Below are 17,748 nucleotides of genomic sequence, written 5' to 3'. Positions count from 1 at the left end.
CGACGTACGAGGTTAGCAGCGGGCGATCCGGCCACCCAAATCGTTCAGGAGCCGTGACGCGGTCGTCGGGAGCGCCCTCAACGCCAGCCGCGACGCTCCGCGAGCCACCCCCAGGCCACCTCCGCGTTGTGCCGCTGCGCGGTCCGGAGGAACGGCGAGGTCGGCGGGACCCGCTGGGCCTGCACCAGCAGGAAGTATCCCGCGTGCAGCGCGATCACCGCGTCGACGTGCTCGGCCGGCACGTCGCGGGTGAGCGGGGCGCGGGCGAGGACCGGGTCGACGTCGAGCCCGTCGCCCCACGGCCCGATCATCAGCGCGACCGTGTCGAACCAGGCGGCCCCACGCGCGGGCCAGCTCCAGTCGCACAGCAGCACCCGGCCGTCCGCTGCGAGCAGCACGTTGTCGTCGCGGACGTCCATGTGGACGAGCGTGTCGCCGGAGGCCATCTCCGGTGCGGTCCGGGCCAGCGCGGCGGCCTCGTCGAGGTGCTCGGCGAACCCGGGGAGGTACAGGCCGCGGCCGAGGTCCTGGAGCCGCACGCGGTCCCAGTACGACGGCCAGTCGGCCACCTCCTCGGCGATCGGCACGAGGGCCGGCTCGTCGTGCGCCGGTGTGGGCGCGGTCGCGGCGGCCTCCAGCGCGCCGACGACGCGGTCGAGGTCGTCGGCCCGCCAGGGACGCGGCGGGGTCACGTGCTCGACGTGCTCGATCCCGAGCACCACCCAGTCGTCGTCGACGTGCGACCACCGCAGCCGCGGCGCCGGCACCCCGGCGGGCAGGGCGCCGAGCCGCAGCGCCTCCTCCCGGTAGGACTCCGCGGAGGAGCGCTGCGCGACGACCGAGGCCGCCTTGACGAAGTGCCGCGACCCGTCCGCGCAGGTGAGCACCGAGGCGAAGCCCGGCGTGAAGCCGCTGGTCATCGACTCCGCCGAGACCACGGGAGACCCGCACCGGTCCGCGACCAGGTCGCGGACGTGCGGCGGCAGGAAGGGCCACTCCAGCCGGCGAGCGGTCCGTCCGTGGGGGATGGCGAGCGCGTTCACGCGCCCATCCTGGCGGCAGCGACCGGTCTCAGCGCTCGACGGGCACCTCGGCCGGTGCCGGGACAGCCGCCCCGGAGGCCGCGGCGGGCCGCCACCCCGGCGGGCCGAAGACGTAGCCGAGCTTCTCGCGCAGCGTCGGCGCCTGCCGCACGTCGCGCGCGATGGCGGCGTACTCGTGGGTCTGCAGGCGCAGCAGGTTGTAGGTCCCGACGGGCTTGGTCAGCCCGTAGGTCGGGCGGTGCAGCTCGGGCTGGAACGTGCCGAACAGGCGGTCCCAGACGATGAGGATGCCGCCGTAGTTGCGGTCGAGGTACTCTGGGTCGCTGCCGTGGTGCACGCGGTGGTGCGACGGGGTGTTGAAGACCAGCTCGATCGGTCGCCACAGCGTCCCAACCCGTTCGGTGTGGACGAAGAACTGGTAGACGAGGCTGACGGAGAAGCCGAGGAAGACCAGCGCCGGCGGCACGCCGAGCAGCGGCAGGGGAGCCCAGGCGACCAGCTCGTGGGAGTTGTTCCACTTCTGGCGCAGGGCGGTGGAGAAGTTGAAGTGCTCGCTGGAGTGGTGGGCCTGGTGGGTCGCCCAGACCAGGCGGACCCGGTGCGCCACGCGGTGGGCCCAGTAGAAGAAGAAGTCGACGCCGAGCAGGGCGAGCGCGACGGTCCACCAGGCGTCCGGGGGCAGGTGCCACGGCGCGACGTACGCGTAGAGCACGGCGTACGCCGCCAGCCCCAGGCCCTTCCACAGCGCCATCGTCCCCACCGACACCGCGCCCAGCGAGACGCTCGTGAACGCGTCGCGGCGGTCGTAGCGCGGGCTGCCGTCCGGCCGCTCGTCCTCGAGGTGGTAGGCCGCGAACGCCTCGACGAGCACGAAGAGGACGAAGAACGGCATCGCGAGCACGACCGGCTCGCGGAGGGCCTCGGGGATCGCGCCCCAGGCCGAGGAGAACACGTCGGTCACGCGGGGATCCTGCCGCACTCGCCGAGTCGGGGCCACCGGTTCCCGCATGGGAGGATGACCGGGTCCGTCCCGACCACCACGTACGTCGAGAAGAGCCCGTGCCCCAGACGCCTGCGCCGAAGCCCGGCCACACCGATCCCGCGATCATCCGGAACTTCTGCATCATCGCGCACATCGACCACGGCAAGTCGACCCTCGCCGACCGGATGCTGCAGCTGACCGGTGTCGTCGACGAGCGCGCGGCGCGTGCGCAGTACCTCGACCGGATGGACATCGAGCGCGAGCGCGGCATCACGATCAAGAGCCAGGCCGTCCGGATGCCGTGGACGGTGCCGGACGGCAACGGCGAGGGCGCCGAGCCGGGCACCTACGTGCTCAACATGATCGACACCCCGGGCCACGTCGACTTCACCTACGAGGTGTCCCGCTCGCTGGAGGCGTGCGAGGCCGCGATCCTGCTGGTCGACGCCGCGCAGGGCATCGAGGCGCAGACGCTCGCGAACCTCTACCTCGCGATGGGCGCGGACCTCCACATCATCCCGGTGCTCAACAAGATCGACCTGCCCAGCGCCAACCCGGAGAAGTACGCCGCGGAGCTGGCCGGGCTGGTCGGGTGCGAGCCGGAGGACGTGCTCCGGGTGAGCGCCAAGACCGGCATGGGCGTCGAGGAGCTGCTCAACCACATCGTGCGCGAGACGCCGCCGCCGGTGGGCCGGGCCGACCAGCCGGCGCGCGCGCTGATCTTCGACTCCGTCTACGACACCTACCGCGGCGTGATCACCTACGTCCGCGTCATCGACGGCGAGCTCACGCACCGCGACCGGATCAAGATGATGTCGACCGGCGCGACCCACGAGATGCTCGAGCTCGGCGTGATCAGCCCCGAGCAGGTCAAGGCCGACAAGATCGGCGTCGGCGAGGTCGGCTACCTCATCACCGGGGTGAAGGACGTGCGCCAGTCGCGGGTCGGCGACACGGTCACCACCCAGCACCACGGCGCGTCCGAGGCGCTCGGCGGCTACAAGCACCCCAACCCGATGGTCTACGCCGGGCTCTACCCGATCGACGGCGACCAGTTCGGCGACCTGCGCGAGGCGCTGGAGAAGCTCCAGCTCAACGACGCCGCGCTCGCCTACGAGCCGGAGACCTCCGGCGCGCTGGGCTTCGGCTTCCGCTGCGGGTTCCTCGGGCTGCTGCACATGGAGATCACCCGGGATCGCCTCGAGCGCGAGTTCGGCCTGGACCTCATCTCGACCGCGCCGAACGTGGTCTACGAGGTCCTCATGGAGGACGGCACGCAGCTGACCGTCACCAACCCCAGCGAGTACCCCGAGGGCAAGATCGCCGAGGTGCACGAGCCGGTCGTCAACGCCACGATCCTCAGCCCCTCGGACTACATCGGCACGATCATGGAGCTGTGCCAGACCAAGCGCGGCACGCTGCAGGGGATGGACTACCTCTCCGAGGACCGCGTCGAGATGCGCTACACCCTGCCGATGGGTGAGATCGCCTTCGACTTCTTCGACCAGCTGAAGTCGAAGACCAAGGGCTACGCCTCGCTCAACTACGAGCGCTCCGGCGAGCAGGCCGCCGACCTGGTCAAGGTCGACATCCTGCTCCAGGGTGAGCCGGTCGACGCCTTCTCCGCGATCATCCACCGCGACGCGGCCTACGCGTACGGCGTGATGATGGCGAGCAAGCTCAAGGAGCTCATCCCGCGCCAGCAGTTCGAGGTGCCGATCCAGGCCGCGATCGGTGCCCGCGTGATCGCGCGGGAGAACATCCGCGCGATCCGCAAGGACGTGCTCGCCAAGTGCTACGGCGGCGACATCACCCGCAAGCGCAAGCTGCTGGAGAAGCAGAAGGAGGGCAAGAAGCGGATGAAGATGGTCGGCCGCGTCGAGGTCCCCCAGGAGGCCTTCGTGGCCGCGCTCTCCACCTCGGCCCCGGCGGAGAAGTCCGGCAAGAAGTAGCGGTTCGCGTCCGGGAGGGTTGCGCGGCGGCGTACCTGGGGAGAGTGTCGGCACAACCGACAACGTCCTGGGGGGACAACATGACCGCGTTGTGGCCGTCGATCGACCCGTCCTTCGCGCGCGACGTCGAGACGCGCACGCCGACCCGCTTCCGGCACGGACTGGCGGGGCACCCGCTGCTCACGCTGGACGAGATCGCCCGGCTGGCCGAGGAGCTGCCGGTCGCGTCGCTCTCGGCCGAGCGGGCCGAGAAGCCCATCGCCGCCGGTGACGCCGCCGGCGTCGCCGCACCGATCGACGACATCGGGCAGCGCATCCGCGACGTGGCGGTGAACCGCTCGTGGTTCACCCTGCTCCACGTCCACCAGGTGCCGCGCTACCGCGCCCTGGTCGACGAGGTGCTCGACGACCTCGCGGAGGCCTCGGGCATGGACCCTGCGGACCTGACGCGCCGGATGGGCTTCCTCTTCGCCAGCTCGCCCCGCGGGGTGACCGCCGCGCACTTCGACATCGAGCACAGCTTCTGCATGCAGCTGCAGGGCACGCGCACGCTCGGGTTCGGCCGGTTCGCCGACGAGGAGCAGAAGGCGCGCGAGGTCGAGCGCTACTGGAACGGCTCCTTCGGCCGCTTCCACGAGCAGCCCGAGACCGTCGCGGAGCACGTCATCAGCCCGGGCACCGGCTGCTACATCCCGCCGTACACCCCGCACTGGATCGTCAACGGCGACGAGACGTCGCTGTCGATGACCGTCACGTTCTTCAACCGCGACAACGAGACCGAGTCGCTGGTGCAGGCCTTCAACACGAAGGTCGCGAGGACGGGCCTGACGCCCCGCCCGCACGGCGAGTCGCCGGCCCGCGACCGGGTCAAGGTCGGCGCGATGAAGGCGTGGGCCGCGGTCAAGCGCCCGCGCGGGCCGAGCTGAGCCGGGCCCGCACCCGGACCCGCACCGCGTTCGCTCGCCGCACGGCGTCCCACGCTGCCAGCAGCAGCCGGCCGCGGACGCCGTGCGCCGCCCGGACGCGCGTGAGCACCCGCTGCTGCGAGGCGAACCCACCCTTGTAGGACTCCTCGCCGCGCAGCATGTCCACCTCGGTGCACCCCTCGACCGCCGCCTGCTCGACGACGCGCACCAGCAGCGCGGTGCCGGCCCCGTCGTGCTCGCGGTCGGTGGACCGGGCGAGCTGGTAGAGCGCGAGCCGGCCGGCGACCAGGAACGCCACCGTGACCGCGGCGGGGCGCCCGCCAACCTCGAGCACGTCGACCCGGGCCTCGCCGACCGCGACCGCCTCGACCACGGCTGGCCGCAGGCGCGGCACCTCGGCCAGGAGCGCGGCCCGGTCGGGCCGGTCGCGGTGCAGCGCCGCGAACGCGTCGAGCGCCGCGTCCGCCGTGGCGGCCGTGGCGCTCCACTGGCGCACGCCGAGACCCGCGAGCCGCTTCTCGGTGCGGCGCACGTTGCGGCGGAACGACGCCGAGCGGGTCTCGAGGAACGCCCCGGCGAGCGGCTCGTACGGCGCCACGTCCATCGGTGCCGCGGGGACCGCGAGCGACCGAGCCGCCAGCGACCGCTCCGGCGTGCCCGCCAGGTCGAGGACCCGCGCGCCCGGGCGACCGAACCAGTCGGCGAAGGCCGCCGCCACGACGTCCTCGTGGCCGGGCACCGCGACCAGGTCGACGTGGTCGGGGCAGGGCACGCCGTGGCCGGCCGGATGCAGCAGGTCGACGCCCAGCACCCGCCGGCTGGTCAGGGCGGCACCGCCGACGGGCTCGTCGCCCAGCAGCACGACCAGGTGCACGGGTGTGCCTCTCGCGACGTGCCGGAGCCACCACGGCCGCAGGAACGGCGACGGGTGGGGCAGCCGGTGCGAGATCTGCTCCCAGGCGGCGCTCGAGGCGTCGAAGTCGTCGCGGACGCACACCGTCGGCGAGGCGGATCCGTCCACGGTCGCCACCGTAACGACAGGCCCGGCGGACGCGGTGGTTTGGCTTCGCGCCGAGCCGGGCAGACGAGGGACTACATCTGTATACCGAGCACGTACTGGGGGACGTACATGGCTTCGCAGGGGGACGACGTAGCAATGGGCGACGGTCGGGCGGAAGGCCCGAGCCCGTCGCCGAGCACCACCGGAGAGCAGGTCGAGGCGGCTCGAGCGGCCTTCGCCGCACGCCGCGAGGCGGAGAACGTGCTGGCCGACGCCAGCCGGATCCGCGCCTCGGCCGCTGCCGACGCGGACGCGTTGCTCGTCGACGCGCAGATCATGGCCGACCGGCTCCAGTCGGAGTCGCTGGCCGAGTACGAGCGCCTGGTCCGCGAGGCCACGGAGCGTTCCGACGGCATCCTGGCCCGTGCTCGGGCCGAGGCCGACCGCCTGCGGGCCGAGGCACAGACGCAGGCCGAGGCCATGCGCGTGCGGGCCGAGAGCGAGCTGGACCAGATCCGCGCCCAGGTGCGCGAGGAACTCCGCGAGGAGCAGCTCGCGACGCTCGGTCACGCCCGGCACCGCTCCGACGGGCTGCTGCGCGACCTGGAGTCGGGTGTGCTCGGGCTCGGGACCACCTTCGAGCGGGCGCACGCCTCGGTCGCCGACGTCGTCGCGACGATCGGCCACCTCCGCACGGTCACCGAGGGCGCGCTCCCGGTCGCCACGGTCGGCGGCCCGGTCCGCTCCGCCGAGCCGGAGCCGGTCGCCCAGCCCGAGCCGGAGCCGGTCGACGACCCGGTCGCGGAGGTCGTCGCCGAGCCGCTCGTTGAGGACACCGCCGACGACGTGGCGGACGACGTGGCGGACGACGTGGCGGACGACGTGGTGGACGACGTGGTAGTGGACGACGCCGCGCCCTCGGCGGAGGACGACGACAGCGACCGCGGCGGCCCGACGCCGCCGGCGGGCGGTGCGCCGATGATCGGCCGCGTCTCGACCGCGGACCCGACTCCCTCGACGCCGTCGGCGCCCTCGGCGGCCACGGCGCCGGTCGCGGACGACAACGCCACGAGCTTCCTCGGCACGGACCCGCCGCGCCCGGTCACCGACTGGGAGACGGGACCGGAGGACACCGTCCCCGCCCCGGTCGTGACGACCGCCGGCGGCGACTCCCGTCCGCTGGGCTGGCTCTTCCGGGCGACCTCCTAGCCGCGCTCGGTCGTGCACCCCTCCGCGGCGCCGCCGTCGGGGTGCACCGCGACCGACTCGACCATCGAGCCCACGGGCACCCGGCGGAACAGCTGCATGAAGATCCGCCGGGTGTCCCCGGCCTCGAAGCAGGTCCAGGTGCCCGAGACCACGGCCGCCAGGCTGCCGTCGGGCTCGGTGACCACGGCCTGCACGACCGCGCTCGGCAGGTCGTCCTCGGTGGTGATGTCCGCCAGGACGACCGACCCGCGCGGTCCCTCCTCGATCCGCACCGCCAGCGCCTCGACCCGGGGCGGGGGCGTGGACGACCACGAGACGTCGCGGTAGGTCACCTCGACGTCGGCCACCTCGGACCCGGGGCCGGCCGTGCCGACGTACAACCCGTAGGTCCCACCGGGACGAAGGGAGCGAACCGTGCAGCACCCGCCGTCGCGCAAGCGCGTCGTCGCCGTCGCCGTCGCCGTCGCCGGCGTCGGCGTCGGCGTGGACGCGAGCGCCGTGCCGCGTGAGTCGCGCAGCGTGATGACGGCCTCCGCGCGCCGCAGCACGCGCTCGGTCGGGTTGCGCACGACGACCGAGACCAGTCCGTCGAGCTCGCCCCAGGTCACCGTCTCCAGCAGCGAGTCCGCGCTCGCGGCCGAGGTCGTGACCGCCGGGTCGACCTCGCTCCCGGCGAGCTGGTCGGAGATGGTCGAGCAGCCGGCGAGCGCCGGCGCGAGCGCCAGGACCCCGACCGCGATGGCACGCCTGATGTCCCCCATGCCGGCCATGGTAGGCGCGTCGTGACCCGGCCGGTGCTCGATGACGACAGCGACCGCGTCGTCCCCCCGCCCGCCACCACCCGCGGCTCCTGGGTGGCCGGCCCATGGCCGCCGACGCGGCCGACGGAGGAGGGCGAGGCCGGCCGCACCGCCCGCGGGGCACTGTGGCTGGCCACCAACGGGGTCGTCGTCAAGACCGCCCAGACCGTCGTCCTGCTCACCCTCGCCGCGGTGCTCGCGCCCTCCGCGCTCGGTCTGGTCGCGCTCGGCACGCTCGTCGCCAACGTGGCCGTCCAGGTGGCGAGCCTCGGCACGGCCAGCGCGCTGGTCTACTGGCGCGGCGACGTGCAGCGCGCGGCCCGCACCGCCGTCACGATCAGCCTCGGGCTCGCGGCCGTGCTGGCGGGCCTGATCTGGGTCGCCGCGCCGTGGCTGGCCGCCGTCCTGGGCGCCGCCGACGGAGGAGCGGCGGTGATCCGCGGGCTGACCGTGGTGCTGCCGTGCACCGCGATCGCCGCCGTGACCAACGAGCTGCTCCGCCGCGAGCTGCGGTTCCTGCGGCGGATCATCCCCGACACGGTCTCGTCCGTCGTCGGGGCCGTCGTCGCGATCGCGCTCGTCGTCCAGGGCAGCGGCGTGATGGCGCTCGTGGCCGGCCAGGTCGTCCAGGCGGTGCTGACGCTGCTGCTCTCCTGGTGCGTCCACCCGCCGGTGGTCCCGGGGTGGGACGCCGAGGACGCCCGCGGGCTGCTCTCCTACGGCGGTCCCTACGCCGGCACCCACCTGCTCGAGCTGGTGCAGCTCAACGTCGACTACCTGGTGGTCTCCGCGGTGCTCGGCACCGTGGCGCTGGGGCAGTACTCCCTGGCCTTCCGGCTCGCCTTCATGCCCTACCTGATGATCGTCGTCGTCATCACCGGCGCCGCGTTCCCGTACCTGTGCCGCCAGCGCGGCCGCGAGCTGGGCCGCGCGACCCTCGTGGTCACCACCGTGACGCTGACCCTCGTCCTGCCGCTGTGCCTCGGCGTCGCGCTCGTCGCCGACCACCTCGTGGTCCTGGGGGACAAGTGGTCGCCCGCGGTGCCCGCGGTCGCCTGGCTCGCGGCGTACGCCGCCGCCCTCAGCGTCGGGCAGCTGGTCGCCACGGCGGTCAACGCCGCGGGCCGGCCGGTCCTCGCCCTGGGGCTGCGCCTGGCCCACCTGCTCCTGCTGCTCGGCACGCTCGCGGCTGTCGTCGACCGCGGCGTGACCGTGGTGGCCGCCGCCCAGGCCGCCGTCGCGGTGGTCGTCGCCCTGCTCGCGCTGCTCCTGGCCCGCAGCTCCGTCTCCGGCTTCTCGCTGCGGGCGCTCGCGCTCGGCCTCCGGCCGGCCCTGCTCAGCGCCCTAGCGCTCGTGGCGGCGGTGCTCGCCGTGCGCGCGCTGGCCGGTGGCCTGCTGGACGACGGCCCGAGCGCGGCGACGCTCGCGCTGCTGGGCGCGGCCGGGCTCGCGGCGTACGTCGTGCCGTTGTGGCTGCTCGACCGCGACCGCCTGCGGGAGGCCGCCGCGCTGCTGAGGAGGCCCGCATGAGGCCCGGGACCCGCGCCGTCGCGACCGTGGTGCGACCCGTCGCGCTCGCGCACCGCACGATCGCCGGCACGCTGGTCGGCAGCCGCGGGCTCACGCTCGTCGGGTGGCACCGCGTCGACGGGCGGACGTCCGACGGCCTCTCGACGGGCGTGGACGACTTCCGGCGCCACCTCGACGTGCTCCAGCGGTGGGGCGCCCGGGTGCTTCCGCTGGAGGAGGCGGCGGCCCGGCTCCGGGCCGGCACGCTGCCCGAGCGGGCGGTGGCGCTGACCTTCGACGACGGATACGCCAGCGTCGTCGACACCGCCTGGCCGATCCTGCGCGACCGCGGCCTGCCGACGACGTTGTTCGTGGTGAGCGGCATCCTCGACGGCCTGCGGTTCGCGTGGGACGCCCACGAGTCCGCGGCCTGCCGCAGCGAGCGGCTGCGTCCGGCCACGGCCGACGAGCTGGTGGCCGCGGCTCAGGAGGGTCTCGACATCGGCTCCCACACCGTCAGCCACCCGTGGCTGCCGGCGCTGGACGACGCGGACCTGCGCCGCGAGCTCGTCGACTCCCGGGCCGCGCTCGAGGACCTGCTCGGTCGTCCGGTGCGCTCGGTGGCCTACCCGACCGGCGGCTGGGACCCGCGGGTGCGGGCCGCGGCCGTGGCTGCCGGCTACACCGTCGGCATCACCGTCGACCGCGGGCTCAACACCGACGCCGTGCACCCGCTCTCGCTGCGCCGGGCGTTCGTGCCGTCAGACCCGGCCGACCTGCGCCACATCCTCGACGGCGCCTACACGTTCCTGCGGCCCCTGGACCGCTGGCGCAGCCGGGGAGGCCCCGCGTGGTGACGTCGGACCTGACCCTCGCCCTCGGCCTGCGCCGGGAGGCACCGGTGACGCGCCCGCGCGCCACCGCGACCGTGGTGGTGCCGCTGCTGCTGGCGGCGCTGGGCGGGCTCGCCGTCGGCTACGCGCCGACGCTCGCCGTCGCCGGTCTCGCGGCGCTGGTGGTCGGCACCGCCCTCCTGGTCCGTCTGGAGTGGGCGGCGCTGGCGGTCGTGGCGACCGCGGTCTTCGAGGACTACCTCGCGCTCGTCGACCCGCGCGCCACCAAGCTGCTCGCGGTCGTGCTGGTCGCGTCCTGGTTGGTGCGCCGCAGCCGCGGCCCGCTCCGCGGACCGACCCACCCCCTGGCCGGCGCGCGGAGCCACGGACGCACCGCCGTCCTCAGGGCGACGCTCGTGCTGGTCGTCGTGCTCCTCGCCTCGACGGCGCTGCACGCCAACGGCAGCACCGGTGCGGCGGTGCTCGCCAGGTGGGCCGGCTTCGTGGTCGTGCTGCTGGTGCTGGTCGACGCGATGCGCGGCCCGCTCGCCCCGCGCACCGTCGCGCGCTGCTACGTGCTGGCCTGCGGCGCGGCCGCGGTGTGCGGCCTGGTGACCTACCTGGTCGGCGCCGACCGCCGCGTCGGCGGCCCGGTCGGCGACCCCAACGACCTCGCGTTCTTCCTCCTGGTTGCCGTGCCGCTCGGGGTCGCGCTGCGGGCCGGCTCCCGCCGGCCGTGGGCGTACGACGTCGTGGTCGTCGTCGTGCTCGCGGCCCTCCTCGGCACGCTCTCCCGGGGGGCGCTGCTCGGCCTGCTGGTGGCGGTGCTCGTCGCCCTGGTGGTCCGCCTCGTGACCTGGCGGGCCGTGGTCGTCCTCGGCCTGGTCGGGCTGACCACCGTGGCGCTCGCGCTGTCGGTCTTCCCCCAGCTGGTCGGGACGAGCATCGAGCAGAAGGGCGACGTCGCGGACCAGAACGTCTCCGAGCGGCTCGACCTCTGGGAGTCCGCCGCGCGGATGACCCTGGACGCGCCGGTCCTCGGCCACGGTCCCGGGGCCTACTCGCTCGAGCACCGGGAGTACCTCGATCGCCTGCCCGACGACGTCGACCACGACCTCGACGTCGCGCACAACACCTACCTGGAGACCTCCGCCGAGCTCGGGCTGCTCGGGCTGGCGGCCTGGCTCGGGCTGCTCGGCGCCGGCTACCTCGCCGCCCGGTCGGGGTGGCGCGCACGCGGCGACCGGCTCGCGGGCGCGGTGGGTGTCGCGCTGGCCGGGACCGCGGTGGCCGCGGTCTTCGTGACCGAGCAGTACTTCCTGCCGTTCTGGCTGCTGTGCGCCCTCGGCGCGGGCCTGGCCCGGGAGCGCCTGCCATGACCCGGCACGGGACGCGGGTCGTGCAGGTGCTGACCCAGGTCTCCGGCGGGCCGGTCGACCACGCGGTCGACGTGGCCGGCGAGCTGGCGCGCCGCGGCGTGGACAGCCACGTGGTCGGCCCGCGGGCGGTGCACGTGCCGGGCGTCACCTGGCACGGCACGACCGTCGCCGGGAAGGCCGACGCCCGCGGAGCCCGCGACGCGCTCGCCCTGCTGCGGTCGCTGCGCGCCGACGTCGTGCACGCGCACGACCGGCGCGCCGGCTGGCTGGCCCGCCTGGCCGCGCCGGTGCTGGGCGCTCCGGTCGTCTACACCCTGCACGGCGTCGCCGACGGTCTCTCCGACCTGGTCGCCGGCAACGTGCGGGCGGCCGACCGGCGGCGCCGCGACCGGCTCTACTACCTGACCGGCGAGCGGCTGGTGACCCGCTGGGCCCGGGCCCGGGTCGTCGTGCCGAGCGCCGCCGTGGCGACGTACGCCGTGGCGCGGGTGGGGCTTCCGGAGGAGATCGTGTCGGTGGTGCACAACGGCGTCGACCCGGCCCGGTGGCGCCCGGCCGCCGCCCCGGACGGGCCGGTGACCATGGTGTGGTCCGGCGTGCTCGGCGGGGTGAAGCGGGTCGGCCTGCTGCTCGACGCGCTCGCCGCGGTGCCGGCCGCCCGCGCGCTGGTCGTCGGCGACGGCCCCGAGCGGCTCCTGGTCGAGCGGCGCGCGGCCGAGCCGGCGCTGACCGGGCGGGTGGAGCTCACCGGCTGGCTGCCGGACCCGGCGCCGGCGTACGCCCGCGGGCACCTGCTCGCGCTCACCTCCGCCGCGGAGAACCTGCCGCTGTCGGTCCTGCAGGCGATGTCCTGCGGGCTGCCGGTCGTCGCGACCGCCGTCGGCGGGGTGCCCGAGGTCGTCCGCGACGGCGTCGAGGGGCTGCTGGTGCCGGCGGACGACCCGGCCGCGCTGACCGCGGCGCTCCGCACGATGGTCGAGGACGACGGGCTGCGCGAGCGCGCGGGCAAGGCGGCCCGCGACCGGGTGGAGGAGTCCTTCTCGCTCGCCGCGTGCGTCGACGGGCTGCAACGGGTCTACGACGAGGTGCGCTCGTGAGGACGCTCATGGTCATCGCCGAGATGGGGTCGGGCGGCGCGGAAGCGGTCGTCGCGGACCTGGCTGCCGACCGCATCGAGCGCGGCGACCAGGTCGCCGTGGCCAGCGACCGTGGCTGGCGCACCGCCGACGTCGCCGGCCGCGGCGCCGACCTGGTGCCGGTGCCGCTGCGGAGGCCGGGCGCCCCGGCCCTGGCCCGCTCGGTCGCTCGGCTGGCCCGCTGCCTCCGGCGCCGGCCCGCCGACCTGCTGCACACGCACAACGTCCGGGCCACCGCCGCGGCGTCGCTGGCCCAGCGCGCCGCCGGGCGGCCCGCGCCGCTGGTCACGACCGTGCACGGCCTGGCTCCCGCGGACTACCCGCGCGCCGCCCGGCTGCTGCGCGGCTGCGCCGACGTCGTCGTCGCCGTCTCCGACGACGTCGCCGACCGGCTGCGCGACGGCGGGCTGCCCGCGGACCGGCTCCGCGTCGTCGAGAACGCCGCGCCGGCGCTGCGCCTGCCCGGTCGGGCCGCCGCACGCGCAGCCCTCGGCCTGCCCGAGGAGGCGCCGGTCGCGGTGAGCGTGGCCCGCCTCGTGGCGCCCAAGCGCCACGACCTGCTCGTCGACGCCTGGGCGCGGCTGCCGCACCGGAGCACGGAGGCGGGCGCGGGTGTGGGTGCGCCCCTGCTCCTCGTCGCCGGCGACGGGGCCGGCCGCGCCGACCTCGAGCGGCGGATCAAGACCGCGGGTGTCTCTGACCGGGTCCGCCTCCTCGGCGACCGTCGCGACGTCGACCGGCTGCTCGCCGCCGCCGACCTGCTCGTGCTGGCCAGCGACCGCGAGGGGCTGCCGATGTCGGTGCTCGAGGCGATGGCCGCCGGCGTGCCGGTGGCCGCGTCGGCCGTGGGCGGGCTCACCTCGTTGGGCGGCGCGGTCGAGCTGGTGGCCGAGCCGACCGCGGACGCGTGGGCCGGGGCCGTCCACCGCCTGCTGGAGGACCCCGGACGCCGGGGCGACCTGGCCGCCGCGGCCGCCCTGCTCGTCGAGCGGCGGTTCTCGCCGGCGGCGATGACGGCGTCGTACGACGCGATCTACCGAGACGTGACCTGAGAACGACCGGCACCACCATGGGGGGAAACACGATGGAGCTGCACCAGATCGGCGGGGCGCTGTGGCGCCAACGCCTGCTCGTCCTGCTCGTGCTGGCGGTGACGGCGGCCGCCGTGGCCGTCGGCGTGGCACTGGCACCGAAGACCTACCGGTCCACCGCGGTGCTCGCGGCGGCCGCGGACCCGGCGACCCTGGAGTCGCCCGACGACCTCGACGCGCTGCGGGGCACGATCGCGGAGCTCGCGAGCAGCCGCGAGCTGCTCACCGAGGTGCAGGGCACGCTCGACGTCGAGCGCGAGGTCAGCGACCTGCGGTCGGCGGTGGACGCGGAGTGGGTCGGCGGCACGATCCTCATCCAGGTCGTTGCCGAGGACTCCGACCCGCAGGTCGCCGCGGACCTGGCCAACCGGGTCGCGGTCACGCTGCCGTACTACGACCCGAGCACCGACGCGTTCCGGTTCACCCAGACCAACGAGGCGCAGCCGCCGCGCACCTACAGCAGCCCGAACCTGCTGCTCGCGATCGGTGGCGGCGCGGCCCTGGCGATCGTGCTGGCCGTCGTCGCGGCGGTCGCCCGCGACCGGCGCACCAGCACCGTCGACGACGGGACCGCGCTCGAGGAGGCCACCGGCGCGCCGCTGCTCGCGCACGTCGGGGTCCCGCGCGACCCGACGACGCTGCCGGCGCTCTACCCCGGCACGGCCGCGGCCGACGTCTTCCGGCAGCTGCGCATCGCCCTCGAGGCCGAGGCGGCCGGCGCCCCGGTCAGCCGGGTGGTGGTCGCCGGCGTGACGCCGGGCGAGGTCAACGTCTGGGTCGGGGCCAACCTGGCGATCTCGCTGGCCAACGTCGGCCGGACCGTGCTGCTCGTCGACGGCCGGATCGGTCCGCGCCACGGCCGCCCGATCGCCGCGGAGCCGGACACCCCGGGTCTCTTCGACGTGCTCGCCGGGACCGGGCTGTCCCGCGCGGTCAGCCCCGGCCCGGTCGAGCTGCTGAGCGTCCTGCCCGCCGGCGACGCGGGCTCCGAGCCGTACGAGTCGATGCTCGAGACGGTCTTCGCCGACAGGATGGCCGAGGCGGAGGCGACGTACGACGTCGTCGTCGTGCTCGCGCCCGCCCTCGAGTCCTGCGACGACGCGCGGGTGATGGCCGCCCGGGGGGCGCTGCTCATGGTGGTGCCCGAGGGCCAGGTGTCCGCCGCCGCGCTCCGCGCCCACGCCGACCGGGTCCGCTCGGTCGGCGCCGGCCTGCTCGGCTCGGTGCTCGTGGGGCGCCGCGCCGAGCGGGTGCTCACCTAGGGGGCGGGCGTGCGCAGGCGACCGAGGCGCCCGGACGGCGGGATCCGCCGCCGGCTCCACGTGGCCCACGTGTCCGAGCCCGCCTCCGAGGGCGTGGCCGTGGTGCAGTACTCCTACATCCGCGAACAGCTGCGGCGCGGCTGGCGGGTGACCGTCATCTGCCCGACCCACGGGTGGTTGGGCTACTCCGCGCGCGCCGCCGGCGCCGAGGTGCGCTGGTGGTCGGCGACCCGTGGTCCGGGCCGCTCGGTGCTGGCCGAGACCGTCGAGCTGCGGCGCATCCTCGCCGAGGTCGATCCCGACGTCGTGCACCTGCACAGCGCCAAGGCCGGCCTGACCGGCCGGCTCGCGGTGCGCGGTGGGCGGCCGACGGTCTTCCAGCCGCACGCGTGGTCCTTCCTGGCCGTCGAAGGGTCGGTACGCCGTGCCTCGCTGCGGTGGGAGCGGCTCGCGGCGCGCTGGACGCACCGCCTCGTGTGCGTCGGCGAGGCCGAGCGGCTGGCCGGCGAGGAGGCCGGCATCGAGGTGCCGACGGTCGTGCTGCCCAACGGGGTGGACCTGCGGCGCCTGCAGCTGAAGGAGCAGCACGAGCGGTTGGCCGCGCGGGCGGGGCTGGGGCTGCGCGACGTGCCCACGGCGGTGTGCGTGGGCCGGCTGGCCCGGCAGAAGGGCCAGGACGTGCTGCTCGACGCCTGGCCGTCGGTCCGGGAGCGGGTGCCGGACGCCCAGCTGGTGCTCGTCGGCGACGGGCCGGAGCGCTCGGCGCTCGAGCGGCGCGCCGCGGACCTCGACGGCGTGCTGCTGGTCGGCGCGCGCACCGACGTGCCGCTGTGGCTGGCCGCGGCCGACGTCGTCGTCGCGCCTTCGCGCTGGGAGGGGATGGCGCTGGCGCCGCTCGAGGCGATGGCCTGTGGGCGCAGCGTGGTCGCCACCGCCGTGCCCGGGATCGCCGAGGCCGTGCCCGCCGAGGCGGGCCAGCTGGTCCCGCCCGGTGACGTCGCCGCGCTGGCCGACGCCGTGGTCTACCGGCTCGAGGCGCCGGTGGAGGCCGGCGAGGAGGGCTGGGCCGGGCGGTCGCACGTGGAGGACCACCACGACGAGCTCAGCTCGGCGCGCCGGGTCCTCGACGTCTACCTGGCCGTGCTGCGGGAGCAGCGGGGCCGAGCCGCACGGCGCCGACCTCTCCCCGCGGCGCCCGGACGAGGACCGGGAGGGTCCGGCACAGGATCTTGACGTCGCTCCACAGCGACCAGTTCTCGATGTAGAAGTTGTCGACGCGGGTGCGCTCGGAGATCGAGGTGTCGCCCCGCAGGCGGTGGACCTGCGCCAGCCCCGTCAGCCCGGTCGGGACGCGGTGGCGGTCGGCGTACCGGCTCTCCGCGCGGCTGAACGTGTCGACGAAGTAGGGCCGCTCGGGCCGCGGGCCGACCAGGCTCATGTCGCCCTTGAGCACGTTGACCAGCTGGGGCAGTTCGTCCAGGCTCGTGCGCCGCAGGAACCGGCCGACCGGGCCGACGCGCTCGTCGCCGTCGATGCTCCACCGGGTGGCGCTCTCGGCCTCGTCGTCGGGCTTGAGCGAGCGCAGCTTGTAGAGCGTGAACGGCCGGCCGCCGACGCCCACGCGCGTCTGCCTGAAGACCACCCCCGGCCCGGTCTCGATCCGCGACGCCAGTGCGCAGGCCGCGATGACCGGCGCGGCGAGCACCAGGCCGACCGAGGCGAGGCACACGTCCAGCGCCCGCTTGCCCCAGCGGGCGAGCGGGCGGTGGCCCCAGCGCCGCAGCCGCATCAGCGTGACGCCCTGGACGACCTCGGTGCCCCGGGTGCCGGTGGCACCCATCAGCTCGTGGAACCGGGGCACGACGAAGACCTGGTGGTCGCGCTCGACGCACCGGCGCACGACCGCGACGGTCTCGGCGTCCGGCGGCTCCGGGAACGCGAAGACCACGTCGTGCACGCTGAGGTCCGTCATCGCCCGCTCGAGCCGGTCGATGCCGCCGAGCAGCGGCACCGGCAGCCGCCGGGCGCTCGCGCCGCGCTCGACGATGCCCACCGGACGCAGGCCCAGGTGCGGCTGGTCGAGCAGCGTCGCCGCCAGCGCGGACCCGACGGGCTCACCGCCGACGATGATGACCGGGTGCCCGGCGCGACCACCTCGGCGCAGCGCGTGGGTCGTGGCGTACGCCGCCGCGCGCAGCGCGACGAGCAGCAGCGCCAGGCTCGCGGCGAACGCCGGCACCACCGGCCAGGTCGGGTCGCCGGTCACGCCGATCCGGGGCGCCGCGGCCACCAGCGCGAGCGTGCCGAGCCCCGCGGCGAGCAGCAGCCGGGGCAGGTCCTCGAGCGCGGAGAGCACCAGCCGCGGGCGGTAGAGGTCGGCGCTGTGGCAGGTCAGGAACACCGCGGCCGCGGCCGCGGCGACCGGCACGGCGTTGATGTCCACCGTGCCGAGCACCGGCGCCGCGGCCACCACGACCGCCAGCACGTCGAGGAGCACGAGGAGGGGTCGCTGGCTGCGCACCCACGGCAGCCGGTCCACGAACCGGTCGGTCAAGCGCATGCGACGAACCCCCCGGGCGAGCGTCTACCCCGTCGGGCGACCGGTCAACCCTCCGCCGCGCAACCC

Annotated in this window: 14 protein-coding genes and 1 pseudogene; 10 read left to right on the top strand and 5 right to left on the bottom strand. The window is 75.4% G+C overall.

The genetic code is table 11. The annotated features are described in order from the left end of the window. Positions 1–77: 77 nt before the first annotated feature. Positions 78–1,043 carry a hypothetical protein gene (locus G6553_RS10345; RefSeq protein ID WP_166191892.1) on the bottom strand — a complete coding sequence of 322 codons (966 nt, stop codon included), beginning with the start codon at positions 1,041–1,043 and terminating at the stop codon, positions 78–80. A gap of 28 nt (positions 1,044–1,071) precedes the next feature. Further along, entirely contained in the window at positions 1,072–2,004 is a 933-nt protein-coding gene (locus tag G6553_RS10340; protein ID WP_347565627.1) for a sterol desaturase family protein, read from the bottom strand. A 98-nt stretch (positions 2,005–2,102) separates the two neighbouring features. Between G6553_RS10340 and lepA the strand changes: the two genes are divergently transcribed. Both lepA and G6553_RS10330 read left to right on the top strand, forming a co-directional pair. Beyond that, positions 2,103–3,977 (top strand): translation elongation factor 4, encoded by a 1,875-nt coding sequence (lepA, locus tag G6553_RS10335; protein ID WP_166191886.1) that lies wholly within the window; start codon positions 2,103–2,105, stop codon positions 3,975–3,977. Between the two features lie 80 nt (positions 3,978–4,057). Beyond that, a complete protein-coding gene (locus G6553_RS10330) occupies positions 4,058–4,903 on the top strand; it encodes a cupin domain-containing protein (RefSeq protein WP_166191883.1) in 846 nt (281 codons plus the stop codon). Here G6553_RS10330 and G6553_RS22150 read toward each other — a convergent pair. After that, positions 4,878–5,924 (bottom strand): GNAT family N-acetyltransferase, encoded by a 1,047-nt coding sequence (locus G6553_RS22150; protein WP_166191880.1) that lies wholly within the window; start codon positions 5,922–5,924, stop codon positions 4,878–4,880. The genes G6553_RS10330 and G6553_RS22150 overlap by 26 nt on opposite strands. A gap of 108 nt (positions 5,925–6,032) precedes the next feature. On the opposite strand from G6553_RS22150, the gene G6553_RS10320 reads away from it, so the two are divergent. Next, positions 6,033–7,112 carry an ATP synthase F0 subunit B gene (locus tag G6553_RS10320; RefSeq protein ID WP_166191877.1) on the top strand — a complete coding sequence of 360 codons (1,080 nt, stop codon included), beginning with the start codon at positions 6,033–6,035 and terminating at the stop codon, positions 7,110–7,112. Here the strand turns inward: G6553_RS10320 and G6553_RS10315 are convergent. Further along, positions 7,109–7,873, bottom strand: coding sequence for a hypothetical protein (locus G6553_RS10315; RefSeq protein WP_166191874.1), 765 nt, complete (start codon positions 7,871–7,873; stop codon positions 7,109–7,111). The genes G6553_RS10320 and G6553_RS10315 overlap by 4 nt on opposite strands. 21 nt (positions 7,874–7,894) lie before the next feature. Here G6553_RS10315 and G6553_RS10310 point away from each other — a divergent pair, with 21 nt between their 5' ends. The 7 genes from G6553_RS10310 (at position 7,895) to G6553_RS10280 (ending at position 16,355) form a co-directional block, all read left to right on the top strand. Next, the gene (locus tag G6553_RS10310) at positions 7,895–9,442 is read left to right on the top strand and encodes an oligosaccharide flippase family protein (RefSeq protein ID WP_166191871.1); all 1,548 of its coding nucleotides are present in this window, start codon (positions 7,895–7,897) and stop codon (positions 9,440–9,442) included. Then, a complete protein-coding gene (locus tag G6553_RS10305) occupies positions 9,439–10,278 on the top strand; it encodes a polysaccharide deacetylase family protein (RefSeq protein WP_166191868.1) in 840 nt (279 codons plus the stop codon). The genes G6553_RS10310 and G6553_RS10305 overlap by 4 nt, the downstream gene beginning before the upstream one ends. Next, positions 10,272–11,633 carry an O-antigen ligase family protein gene (locus tag G6553_RS22145; RefSeq protein ID WP_166191865.1) on the top strand — a complete coding sequence of 454 codons (1,362 nt, stop codon included), beginning with the start codon at positions 10,272–10,274 and terminating at the stop codon, positions 11,631–11,633. The genes G6553_RS10305 and G6553_RS22145 overlap by 7 nt, the downstream gene beginning before the upstream one ends. Beyond that, complete coding sequence (locus tag G6553_RS10295; protein ID WP_166191862.1) at positions 11,630–12,730, top strand: glycosyltransferase family 4 protein; 1,101 nt, start codon at positions 11,630–11,632, stop codon at positions 12,728–12,730. The genes G6553_RS22145 and G6553_RS10295 overlap by 4 nt, the downstream gene beginning before the upstream one ends. Then, positions 12,727–13,821, top strand: a complete 1,095-nt coding sequence (locus G6553_RS10290; protein ID WP_166191859.1) for a glycosyltransferase family 4 protein — start codon at positions 12,727–12,729, stop codon at positions 13,819–13,821. Before G6553_RS10295 ends, G6553_RS10290 begins: the two co-directional genes overlap by 4 nt. A 32-nt stretch (positions 13,822–13,853) precedes the next feature. Beyond that, the gene (locus G6553_RS10285; protein WP_166191856.1) at positions 13,854–15,122 is read left to right on the top strand and encodes a Wzz/FepE/Etk N-terminal domain-containing protein; all 1,269 of its coding nucleotides are present in this window, start codon (positions 13,854–13,856) and stop codon (positions 15,120–15,122) included. A gap of 69 nt (positions 15,123–15,191) precedes the next feature. After that, positions 15,192–16,355, top strand: a complete 1,164-nt coding sequence (locus G6553_RS10280; protein WP_207619607.1) for a glycosyltransferase — start codon at positions 15,192–15,194, stop codon at positions 16,353–16,355. Positions 16,356–16,377: 22 nt separating this feature from the next. Here G6553_RS10280 and G6553_RS21150 read toward each other — a convergent pair. Beyond that, positions 16,378–17,682, bottom strand: a pseudogene (locus G6553_RS21150) (exopolysaccharide biosynthesis polyprenyl glycosylphosphotransferase); the annotation flags it as partial. Positions 17,683–17,748 lie beyond the last annotated feature (66 nt).

The sequence above is a fragment of the Nocardioides sp. IC4_145 genome (assembly GCF_011250565.1).
Lineage (GTDB): Bacteria > Actinomycetota > Actinomycetes > Propionibacteriales > Nocardioidaceae > Nocardioides.
This window is presented reverse-complemented; position numbering and strand designations above follow the sequence as displayed.